This is a genomic window from Flavobacterium sp. PLA-1-15 (assembly GCF_049060005.1).
GTDB lineage: Bacteria > Bacteroidota > Bacteroidia > Flavobacteriales > Flavobacteriaceae > Flavobacterium.
On the sequence record NZ_JBMGQS010000001.1, the window covers coordinates 442,886 to 454,439 of the forward strand.

The 11,554-nt window shown below is 37.6% G+C and carries 7 protein-coding genes and 1 pseudogene; 3 read left to right on the forward strand and 5 right to left on the reverse strand.

The genetic code is table 11. The features are described 5' to 3' along the window. Positions 1–12 precede the first annotated feature (12 nt). Genes ACI6PS_RS01935 through ACI6PS_RS01955 form a run of 5 tightly spaced genes read right to left on the reverse strand, consistent with a single transcriptional unit; the run spans position 13 to position 6,589 of the window. Positions 13–438 carry an acyl-CoA thioesterase gene (locus tag ACI6PS_RS01935; RefSeq protein ID WP_421010856.1) on the reverse strand — a complete coding sequence of 142 codons (426 nt, stop codon included), beginning with the start codon at positions 436–438 and terminating at the stop codon, positions 13–15. 14 nt (positions 439–452) lie between these two features. Continuing rightward, positions 453–2,033 carry an FMN-binding glutamate synthase family protein gene (locus ACI6PS_RS01940; protein WP_421010857.1) on the reverse strand — a complete coding sequence of 527 codons (1,581 nt, stop codon included), beginning with the start codon at positions 2,031–2,033 and terminating at the stop codon, positions 453–455. A 39-nt stretch (positions 2,034–2,072) separates the two neighbouring features. Further along, positions 2,073–3,683, reverse strand: coding sequence for an AMP-binding protein (locus ACI6PS_RS01945; RefSeq protein ID WP_421010858.1), 1,611 nt, complete (start codon positions 3,681–3,683; stop codon positions 2,073–2,075). A 4-nt stretch (positions 3,684–3,687) separates the two neighbouring features. Continuing rightward, positions 3,688–5,982 carry an FAD-dependent monooxygenase gene (locus ACI6PS_RS01950; RefSeq protein WP_421010859.1) on the reverse strand — a complete coding sequence of 765 codons (2,295 nt, stop codon included), beginning with the start codon at positions 5,980–5,982 and terminating at the stop codon, positions 3,688–3,690. Position 5,983: 1 nt separating this feature from the next. Further along, a complete protein-coding gene (locus ACI6PS_RS01955; RefSeq protein ID WP_421010860.1) occupies positions 5,984–6,589 on the reverse strand; it encodes a flavin reductase family protein in 606 nt (201 codons plus the stop codon). A 218-nt stretch (positions 6,590–6,807) separates the two neighbouring features. Here ACI6PS_RS01955 and ACI6PS_RS01960 point away from each other — a divergent pair, with 218 nt between their 5' ends. The 3 genes and pseudogenes from ACI6PS_RS01960 to ACI6PS_RS01970 form a co-directional block, all read left to right on the forward strand. Beyond that, complete coding sequence (locus tag ACI6PS_RS01960; protein ID WP_421010861.1) at positions 6,808–7,251, forward strand: hypothetical protein; 444 nt, start codon at positions 6,808–6,810, stop codon at positions 7,249–7,251. Between the two features lie 184 nt (positions 7,252–7,435). Beyond that, the gene (locus ACI6PS_RS01965; RefSeq protein WP_421010862.1) at positions 7,436–8,899 is read left to right on the forward strand and encodes a glycoside hydrolase family 130 protein; all 1,464 of its coding nucleotides are present in this window, start codon (positions 7,436–7,438) and stop codon (positions 8,897–8,899) included. A gap of 455 nt (positions 8,900–9,354) precedes the next feature. After that, positions 9,355–11,554, forward strand: a pseudogene (locus ACI6PS_RS01970) (hypothetical protein); the annotation flags it as partial.

The window sequence follows — 11,554 nt, forward strand, 5'->3', positions numbered from 1 at the left end:
GAGTATTAAGTATTAAGACAGAATGAACTTCGATATTTTTTCTTTCATTTCTTCTGAAAATGATTCTGCTTTGATACCACCACGATTATCTTTGAAAGCCACATTAACTAAAGTCACTTCACCTTCCAAACAGGTGTTTCCATCTTCATCTTCAAATTTAAACCCGCATAGTAGTGAGGCACCACCAATATTTTTCACCCAAAGCGATTTGGTTAGGATTTCACCTAAACGCGCCGCTTTTTTGAATTGCACTTTTAAATCAACTGTTGGAATTCCGTTGGTTTCGTGGATTTTAGAGAAAGGACGTTCCAAGGCTTCTTCAAACCAATCTTCCACCAAATCGTTCAGCATTTCCAAAAATCTTGGATAGAAAACAATTCCAGCGTAATCGACGTGTTTGAAACGTATTTTTTCTTTTTTTATAAAGGGTTGGTTCATATTTTTATTTTTTATTAAAAACTTTCTGCAGAGGCTTTTTTCCAATGGTGTAAAAACGTTTTCGGAATTGCATTTTGGTCCAGCAAACAGCCACTGTCCAATTCGGGATAAGTTTCTGCAAAGGTTTGGATTTTGGTTCTATCGACACGCATACTTACCACGTGTCTGTCCACATCATCAGGATGTGATATTCCTGCCGAAGCCATCAATTCCATTGCACTTTTCACTGTTTCATGCTGAAATCTTGCAACTCGGATGCTTTTTTCTTGTGGTACCAATCCTTTTACTAATCTTGGATCTTGTGTGGCAACACCAGTAGGGCAAGTATTAGCGTGGCATTCCAACGCTTGAATGCAACCCAAGGCGAACATCATTCCTCGTGCAGAATTGCATAAATCGGCTCCTGTGGAAAGGGTCTTGATGATGTCAAATCCAGTAATGATTTTACCACTGCAAATAATCTTGATTTGGTCTTTAATTCCGAAACCTTTTAGGCAATCATAAACAAAGGCCAGAGCATCACGTAAAGGCATCCCAACATGGTCGGAATATTCCTGTGGAGCTGCACCTGTACCGCCTTCGCCACCGTCAACGGTAATAAAATCGAGATAGGTTTCGGTTTGCACCATTGCCTTGCAAATGGCTATAAATTCTGATTTATTTCCGATACAGATTTTAATACCAATGGGTTTTCCACCAGAGCCTTTTCTCAAAACTTTTATGAAATCCATAAGTTCCAATGGCGTCTTAAAAGCAGAATGGGTGGGAGGCGAAATGATATCGTGTCCTCGGCCAACCAAACGGATTGCCGCAATTTCATCGGTTACTTTTTCTTTTGGTAAAATTCCACCATGGCCTGGTTTTGCACCTTGTGAGAATTTTATTTCGATCATTTTTACATTTTCGTATTGGGCTCTTTTGGCATAATTTTCATAGCTGAAATTTCCATTTTCATCCCGGCAACTGAAATAACCAGTTCCGATGTTCCAAACCACATCGCCACCTTGCAGATGATACGGAGAAAGCCCGCCCTCTCCAGTATTATGGTAGAATCCGCCTTGCTTGGCACCTTCATTTAAGGCTATAATTGCATTTTTGCTTAACGAACCGTAACTCATCGCACTGATGTTGTACAAACTGGCTTCGTACGGTTTTTCGCATTGGGATGAACCAATCTTTACTCTCGGATTGCTGTTCACAGCCGAGAAAGGAATTGCTTTTATACTGTGGTTGATCCATTGGTAGCCAACATCGTAGGTGTCCAATTGCGTTCCAAAAGGATTTGAATCAGTTTCTTTTTTGCTTCGCTGATACACCAGACTTCGCTCCAATCGGTTGAAAGGTTTTCCATCCAAATCGCCTTCTACAAAATATTGGCGAACACCAGGACCAAGTGATTCCAGCAAATACCGCATTCTACCAACCAATGGGAAATTTCTCCTTATGGTTTTCTTGGATTGGAACATGTCGTAAAATCCCATTACAATCAATGGAAGAAATATCAATAGGAGGAATAAAGATTTCCAATTGATATACGTCATAATGGCGATAATGGCCAGTGATGTTATGCTAAAAACAACAAATACTTTTCTCATTTCCTTATTCTTGAATCACAAAATACAAATGTGCTAAAATTACGCTTTATTCTTCAATTTAAAGCGTTGAATTTTGCCAGTTTCTGTTTTTGGGAGACTTTCTATAAAATGTATTTCTCTAGGATATTTATAAGGTGCAGCGACTTCCTTGAACCAATCTTGGATGTGCTTGGCAAATTCAGGATTGGCTTTTGTTTGATCCTTCAAAACAATGTAGGCACAAACCAACATTCCTCTTTCTTCATTTGGTAAGCCTACAACAGCACATTCTGCAATATCATCGTGGGTTAGCAAAACGCTTTCAACCTCAATTGCGGCAATGTTATATCCTGACGAAATAATCATATCGTCGCCTCGGGCTACAAACCAGAAATAACCGTCTTCGTCCTTGCGGAAAATATCACCGGTAATGTTCCATTTGTTTTGAACGTATTCCTTTTGTTTGTCAACCGAATTCAAATATTTGCAACCTGTAATTCCTCGAACAGCCAATCTTCCCGGTTCGTTTACGGCAACTTCATTTCCTTTTTTATCTACGATTTTTGCTTCATAACCGCGAATTGGCAAACCTGTTGAACCTTTTCGCATGTTTTCTTCGTTGGATGAAATAAAAATATGAAGTATTTCGGTAGAACCAATGCCGTCAATGATTTTCAAACCTGTGGCTTCGTACCAATCTTCCCAGACTTTTAGAGGCAGGGCTTCTCCGGCTGAAACACATTTCCGTAACGACGAAATATCAAATTCTTTTACTTTAGAGGTAATGACTCTCCAAGCAGTTGGCGCTGTAAAACAGATGGTTATCTTGTATTCTTCAATCGCTTTTAACAAAAGTTCAGGCGATGGTTTTTCGATTAAAAAGGTCGAAGCTCCATAATAAAACGGAAATAACACCAAACCTCCCAATCCAAAAGTGAATCCCAAAGGTGGACTTCCTGTGAAAATATCAGCCGAGGTTGGTTGTAATGAATATTTTGGAAATGCCTCACAAATCAATAAGATATCCTTGTGATAATGCGAAGTCATCTTAGGTTTTCCAGTAGTTCCAGATGTAAATCCTATAAGGCAGATGGAGTTTGAAAGTGTATGATAATTATGAAAAGTTGTCGGTTTTGAAGCCATCAAGCGTTCTAAATCAGAAGTATTTTCATTTGAACCGTCAAACGTACAGACCTTTTTTAGAAAAGGAGATTTCACCAAGTTCATTTCATCGCATAATCTGATGTCGCAAAAAACATGAGAGATTTCGGCACTTTCAATCATGACCGATAATTCCTTTTCTCGTAAAAGGGGCATTGTTGCGACAACTATTCCGCCCGCTTTTAATATAGCAAACCAACAAGCAACAAACATTGGATTGTTGGCAGAACGAATCAAAACACGATTTCCTGAAACAAAACCCAAATCATCGACCAGAACATGGGCAATCTGATTGGATTTTTCATATAAATCCTGAAACGTCCATTTTTCTATAAAGGTTTGAATGGCGATAGCGTTTCCTCGACCTTCTTTAATGTGGTCATCGAGTAATTTATCGACACAATTAAGATTTTCAGGGAATTCAAAATCAGGATGATTCCAGATGTAATCAGGCTGTAGTTCTTCTGACGGAATGTGATTATGAGCAAAATTGTCAATATAATGTTTCATAATTCTATTTGTGACTTTCAGGTTTTAGTGCTTTTTTCATTCCTTCGACCATTTTTCGTTCTCCGGCTTTCATCGGGTAAAAATGGGGTAGGGCAATCTTATATTGATTAGGAACATCGTTGCTCTCAAAACTTTCATAAGCCTGTGCATTTCGAACGAAATTAGGTTCCAAAAGCAATGTCTTTCCTAATGCTACCAAATCGGCTCGACCGTTTAATAAAATAGTGTTGATTTGGTCGATGTCTTGAATATATCCTGCTGTAATTGTTGGAATATCAATAGTATTTCGAATGGCTTCGGAAAAAGGAGTTTGCCACATTCTTCCAATTGCTGGTTTTTGATGCGAAACGGTATTTCCTGTCGAAACGTTGATGATGTCTGCTCCAGCATTTTTAAAGGCTTCGGCAATTGCAAAAACATCTTCTTCGGTAATTCCGTTTTCAACCCAGTCGGAAGCTGAAATCCTTACCGACATCGGTTTATCTTGATTGAAAACCTTTCTGATTTCTGTGAAAACTCGTAACGGAAACTTTAATCTGTTTTTGATGCTTCCGCCAAATTCATCCATACGAATATTTGTCAGAGGCGATAGGAATGAAGCCAATAGATAACCGTGATGTGCTTGCAATTCAATCATGTCAAATCTAGCTTCGTCTGCATTTTTTGTAGCTTGGATAAATTGGGCAACAATTTCATCCATATCGGAAAGCGTCATTTCTTTTGGTGTGGAAAACTTTTCATTGAAGGCAATTGGCGAAGCTGAAATCAAATCCCAGCTATTTTCCAAAGGCTCGTTTGTTCCTTCCCAAGGTTTTTTGATGCTTCCTTTCCGGCCAGAATGTCCTAATTGAATTCCAATTTTCGTTTTGGTGTTTTTATGAATAAATTCAGTTAAATTTTTCCATTCAACTATTTGTTCTTTAGTGTATATACCTGCACAACCTAAAGTGATTTTTCCTGTTTCTGAAATAGCCGTCATTTCGGTCAGAATCAATCCCAAACCTCCGATTGCACGATTGGTATAATGCGTAAAATGCCAATCGTTTATTAGTCCGTCTTCGGCAGAATATTGTCCCATCGGAGCCATTACAATCCTGTTTTGAAGTTCCATTTTTCGCAATGAAAAAGGAGTGAAGGCGGCCGGAGTTTTTACATTTTCGATTCCTCTTTTTGAATTGAATTCATTCAAAACTTTTTCAGGAAACGATTTATCGCGAAGTGCAAGATTTTCAAATGTCACTTTCTTAGCACGCGTCATTACGCCAAATGCGAATTGATAGAAATCATGTTTGATGTGACGGTCCATGTTTTCAAACCAATCCAGCGACACATTGGCTGCATGCTGAATCATCTCGACACGGTTTCGGCGTAACTGCTCGTATTTAGCGAAAGCCTTTTCCTTATCCGTACCAAAAGCTACGATGGAATCGGACAAAGCAATAGCACATTCCATAGCCAATTTTGTTCCCGAACCGATGGAATAATGCGCCGTTGCTTTTGCATCTCCCAAAAGAACGATATTGTCTTTATGCCAAACATCATTAGTAATTGCAGGAAATTGACGCCAATGGGAACGATTTGAAATCAAGCCGTGACCGTCTAATTCTTCTGCAAATATCTTAGAAATTCGGGCAATTGTATCTTCCTCGTTTGTGGTTTCAAAACCCACTTTTTCCCAAGTTTCGGGAGCACATTCGAAAATCCAAGTACTCATTCCTTCTTGATATTGATAAGAATGCGCCACAAAGGTTCCGTAAGGTGTGGTTCTGAAAAAATAGGTAAAGGCATCTAATGGTCGGGTAGAGCCCAGCCAGACGAATTTATTTTTCTTTAATTCGCTTTTGTTGCCGAAATCGGATGCGAATTTATCTCTAATCACACTGTTGATGCCGTCACAACCCAAGATATAATCGGAGTCTTTAAACTGATTCAAATCATCAACATTGTGCTCAAAATGAAGATTTACACCTTCTTCCTGGCATCTTTGCTGTAATAACTGCAATAGCGTTTTTCGGGAACAGCCACAAAAACCGTTTCCGGAAACATTGACGGTTTCGCCATCTCGAGCTACAACAATATCATCCCAATACGCAAATTTGCTTCGGATTAAATCATACGATTTTGTATCCCGTGTAAGGAATTCGCCCAGAGTTTCATCAGAGAATACAACGCCAAAACCAAAACTGTCATCGGCTTTATTACGTTCGTAAACATCAATCTGACAATCGGGTAGGGCTTTTTTGGTAAGTATGGAGAAGTAAAGTCCGCCGGGACCTCCACCTATAACTGTAATCTTCATTTTAATTTCTTTTGACAGAGAAAATTTCTCCTAATTTAGAATAACCCGAACCTGCAAGCCTTGAAATAGGCTGATAGTTTTCCAGATTGATTTTGTAATCATCCAAAAGGACACTTTCGTCAAAATGAAACATCACGACCTTTCCGACCATTATGGTTTGTCCGCCAAAGCGACTGTTTTCGAGTGTATAATGGTGTACGAGTTCGCATTCCATCGTGATGAGACATTCTTGAACACGCGGAGGTTTTACTTTTATAGAAGCAATTGGAGTAACGCCTGCATGATCAAATTCACTTTCTAGGGATGGAATTGAATGGGAGGTCAAGTTCATTTGTTCGGTCAATTCCTCCGTCACCATGTTCACAACAAATTGTTTGGTTGCCAAAACGTTGCTCAAAGTATCACGATTGGCTTTAGGCGAACCAGAGGCTGAAAACATCACGTGAGGCGGATCGTCGCCAACGGCATTAAAGAATGAAAAAGGAGCGAGGTTGAGTATTCCATCTTCACTGATGGAAGATATCCAGCCAATTGGACGTGGAATGACCGCCCCGGTTAGTAATTTGTAAATGGCTTTTTGATCCAGCTCGTCAGGATTGAATTCCATATTGTATGTTGTTTACGCAAATAAAAGAAAATTTTATGAATCATTTTTAATGATTTTTGTTATTTGTGGGGTAAAAATGAAGAATGTGTATTTTTAACGGGTATAATATTTTTCATATCTACATATCAAAATACCTATTTATAAGGATTTTCAGTAGATGCTTTTTTTGTAAATTTACAATATAAATTATGTTCTTATTTATGTATAAACTGTTCATTATGATTACATTAATATTTTCAGGACATAGCACTTCAATATCGAAGGCTGTTCAAAGAGCAAATGAAATCTTGGCAAGCGACATTTTTTATGAAAAAATAGCATCGCTACCCCAAATGTGCAACACAAGATTATCTTCCCCAGAAATCGCAACTATATTAAAGACTACTAACCGAAAGATAATCATACAAACATTTTGGAATCCATTTGGAGCAAAAACAAAAAATAAAAGTTCTTACGGATTTCTAGTTAATAGAAAAAAAATAAGCACTGTTACTGCCTATGCGGTTAATACGCTCATTAATGAAACGATTCATGCAATAGGTTCTTTGGAAAATGAGATTGATCTTTCTAAATTACCTTATGATGAAGAGGAAGAAAACATTTTTCCTTGGAAAATTGGTGTAATTGCTGAAATCATTAGTAGAGCAAAAAGGTATGCGTAAGTATTTTAAACATTATCTTGAGAGCCGATAATTAAATTCACGTCTTTTTTATGATCAGATTGTGGTTAAGAGAAATTTATTAGGTTTTTTTTAGCAATTCACTTTTGTAGTTTGTTAGTTTTTAATTGTAATTTAGAACTACCTATACATTTATATATGAATTAATGTAAAAAAAAACTTTGATATGAGATTATCCATTGAACGTAAATCAGTAAAAGTATACCCTGATCCCCGACGTGTTATAGCTCGTTATTTTTTCAACGGAGAAGAAAGAGCCTTATTCTTAATTGGTAAGATATTAGAAATGAATCAAGATCAAGTGTTCTCGATTATTTCACCCTTATTGCAGGACTTTTCCAAAAGGCATCGGAATATTACCAAAAAATTATTGAAGCATTGTGAAAAGGTTAAACCTTTTATTGAAAAAGCGGGAGCTGATTATAGCCAAATGCCTGATTATACCAAGTATCTTATTGGTGCCTATTTTACACACGAGTACTCGATTGAATCAGCGGCTTTTTTTAATCCTTCGATCATATTAGATCCAGATCAAAGCCATCTCGAAGAGGGCCAACAACGTTTGCTGATTAGCTTTAGGGCTGTCGGTGAAGGCCACATTTCATCAGTAGTTTTTCGTCGGGCGATGATTGATAAGCATAACAATATTACTATTATTCCTGCTGGAAATTACATCGATGAAGCTGAAAAAATGCATCCAACAATCTATCAGAAGAAATTGTTCCTCAAAAAAGGCGAAGAAGCTGATATCAATGCCGATTTTCTAAAAGATGTTGACTCCCATTTGCCGGAAAGGTTTGACTATGAAAGCTTGAAAAAATTAGTGCTTGAAGCAAAGAATCAAACACAGGATGAAAGGACAATTCAACAGTATAATCAGATATTAGCTCTGTCTGATAGTTACAGAAAAATCAGTTTTTCAAGAGATACTGATATTAGCGACAGGGTAATCTTCCCGATATCGGATTTTGAAAGCAAAGGTATTGAAGATGCCAGATTTGTAAAATTCACGAAAGAGAATGAGCAAACTGTTTACTATGCGACTTATACCGCCTATGACGGTGTTCATATCATGCCCAAGCTTTTACAGACTACTGATTTCTATGATTTTAAGACATCTCCTTTGAACGGAGAAGGCGCTAAAAACAAAAACCTTGCTCTATTTCCAAGAAAAATAAATGGTAAATTTGTAATGATGTCCCGCATTGATGGCTGGAACAATTATCTGATGTTTTCTGACAATATAAATGTTTGGGACGACCCTATCAAAATCCAAAGTCCGCTTTATCCTTGGGAGTTGGTGCAAATTGGAAACTGTGGTTCTCCAATTGAAACAGAGCACGGATGGCTAGTAATGACACATGCGGTAGGGCCAATGAGACGTTACTGTATTGGCGCTTCCTTATTGGATCTGGAACATCCAGAAAAAGAGATTGGCCGATTAAAAGAACCACTCATTATGCCAAATCCTGATGAACGTGAAGGTTATGTACCTAATGTAGTATATTCATGTGGTTCTATTGTGCACAACGAAGAATTAATCATTCCTTACGGACTTTCTGATCACAGTTCTGGTTTTGCCAGTGTAAATTTAGAATTATTGCTAAAAAGACTTATGAATGGTGGATAGTAAATTTTTTAAGTAGATGAATACAAGTTAAAATTGCTTGTAATTGCTATACAATCGTCCCTCTTGATTTTACAATCAAGTTGGACGATTTTTTTTGATCAAAAAATTAATATAAAAAGCATTTTGTTTATTTTGTTTTTGATTGACTAAATGTTACAATGGTTTTTATTATAAATATTAATCAATTAATTAGCAATATAGTTATACAATTTTCGAATTTATAATAATTAAAATACATCAACTTCATTTTTGTGGGAATTTTGTAAACATTGATTGAAATACTATAAATAAACAAGTGTTAATGATTTTAAATTTACTATAACAATAAATAACCCCTAGTTTATTGTAATCTAAGCTCAATTTTAGTAAATCTATATTCCTTTCGACCAATACATGCGAAGCTTATAAACACGTATATAAATTACCCCTTATATATAACTTAAAATCCTTTGCTTATGAAAATTTTTACTCTTCAACCGAGGGTTGATTTGCGGTATCTTATTGTTTTTATTTTATCGCTATTCTTCCAAAATGTTCGGGCTCAATTTTCGCCTGTTTACACCACCACCATTTCAAGTCAGAGCAATACTGACTTTTCAAACAATTCCATCGATGGAAATCTTTCAACCAGAGCAAGAATTAGGGCAAGTTCTGGGATTGCATTAAACATCGGGAATTATTCAGGGCACTTGGAATTACAGTATCCCACACAGATTCCAGCCAATACCACAACCTACATCAAGATTCAGACAGATGACAATCTTTTGCCAGCACTTCTTAGTGGAAGTTTAGGCAATTTAGTTGCCGATGTTTTGGGTGTTGTGCTTATTGGGAATCAAGAATTTTCAGTACAGGCTAAAAATCAAAACACCGTAGTTTTGGAAGGAAATAGTCAACTATTTAATGATTTTTCCGGACCTAGACTCCGTGTAGTTGCTAATGCTAATAACGAATATTTTATTGCCATTACACCAAATCAAGCTTACGATAGAGTTAGATTGACCAACAGAGTAGGGGCTCTATTGGGGCTTTTCAACACCAAGAGATTAGATGTTTTTGAAGCTTTTTATATCGGAACTCCCGATGCTTGTGGAGGAGCTTCCTTCACTTCATTTGATGGAGCCGGACTAAATTTGGACTTATTGAATTTAGGACAGGCTGGAGTTAGCAATCCGCATCATGTTTTGGATGCCAATCAAAATAATTTTTCCAGATTAAGCCTTGGTGTTGTAGCCGTTGCTTCATCGGTACAGCAAACAGTTTACTTTGGAAGTTCGTCGCAAACAACCGATGATTTTTATATAAAGATGAGAGTTGACCCAGCATTATTGGCTTTGGGAGTTGCAAATAATATCCAAATTATTGCTTCGAACGGACCCAATACGGTGCAAACCATCAATTTAAATTCATTGCTGAATTTAGATTTGCTAACGCTTTTGCAAGGCAACCAAGTCGCTACGATTCGGTATTCACCCAATGCTCCAGTCAGCAGGATTACGATACGGTATAATTCTTTGTTGAATGTACAACTTACCCAAAGTTTGGATTTATACAGCATCAACCGTGCACCAGCTTTGCCTATCATAACCGACCCCGCTACTCAAAATGCAACGGCTTGTTCGGGATCTACAGCTTCCTTGATTGCAACAACCGATGCAGGAAATGAATTGAGATGGTATGGTCAGCCACAAGGAGGGAGTATATTGGCTACAACTACTTCAGGAGCTCCTTTTGTTACTCCTGTTTTAAACCAAAATATCGCTTTTTATGTTGCCGCAAAGCGTATTGGCTGTCCAGAAGAATCAGCACGGATTCGAATAAATGTTGCCGTTTCAAATCTGCCAACCGCAACTGATATTTTGATTCCAGATACTGTAACCGCTTGTAATGGAAGTGTTATTTTATCGCCTTCTTCATCAATAGGCGGTGCCAGTTTCAAATATTATAAGGATCAACAGAAAACACAAGAAATTACAACAGGTTTTAATGGAGATGTTGGAGTTACTTATATCAAAAACGACACTACAGGCACATTGACCATCGCTGGATTATCAGAAGCAAATTCGCCTTACAGCTATTATATTTCTATTGTAAATAATAATTGCGAGAACGAAGCTAATACTTTGAAATTAGTAACGGTCAATTATTCATCAGCGCTAACATTGCAAGTTCAGAATGCAATTTCAGGTTGCGGAAGTGTGAATCTGAGGGATGCCATTCTCAACTTCAATGGTTCTGCCGATATTCAATATAATTTTACGGATGCTTCCAATAGTCCAATTTCTGCCGAAACAGCTTCTGAAATAACAACCAGCGGTGTCTATTCTATTCAGGCCGTGAGTTTGTCGGGAAGTTGCGAATCTGCTGTTGCCCAAGTTACGGTTACGGTAAATCCGAATCCAACCTTAACCATTGCGAATTCAAATATCGTTGCAAATCAAGGAACAACTGTCACTTTGGATGCTGTTTCAGATGAAACAATAATTTGGTATGATGCTAACGGAACTGCCATTTCTGGCAACACTGTCGGACCGTTCACCGACACCGGTTTTTATACTTTTACAGCTGTAGCAAGTAATGCAAATTGCGCTGTATCAGGTAGTGTGACAGTAGCTGTCATCGATCCAGAAAATTGTCCACCATTATCCGAAAGAG

Excerpts from the sequence above, each read along its gene's own strand:
- ACI6PS_RS01965 (WP_421010862.1), top strand. The coding sequence starts at position 7,436 with ATGAGATTATCCATTGAACGTAAATCAGTAAAAGTATACCCTGATCCC.
- ACI6PS_RS01935 (WP_421010856.1), bottom strand. The coding sequence starts at position 438 with ATGAACCAACCCTTTATAAAAAAAGAAAAAATACGTTTCAAACACGTC.
- ACI6PS_RS01955 (WP_421010860.1), bottom strand. The coding sequence starts at position 6,589 with ATGGAATTCAATCCTGACGAGCTGGATCAAAAAGCCATTTACAAATTA.
- ACI6PS_RS01940 (WP_421010857.1), bottom strand. The coding sequence starts at position 2,033 with ATGAGAAAAGTATTTGTTGTTTTTAGCATAACATCACTGGCCATTATC.
- ACI6PS_RS01960 (WP_421010861.1), top strand. The coding sequence starts at position 6,808 with ATGATTACATTAATATTTTCAGGACATAGCACTTCAATATCGAAGGCT.
- ACI6PS_RS01945 (WP_421010858.1), bottom strand. The coding sequence starts at position 3,683 with ATGAAACATTATATTGACAATTTTGCTCATAATCACATTCCGTCAGAA.
- ACI6PS_RS01950 (WP_421010859.1), bottom strand. The coding sequence starts at position 5,982 with ATGAAGATTACAGTTATAGGTGGAGGTCCCGGCGGACTTTACTTCTCC.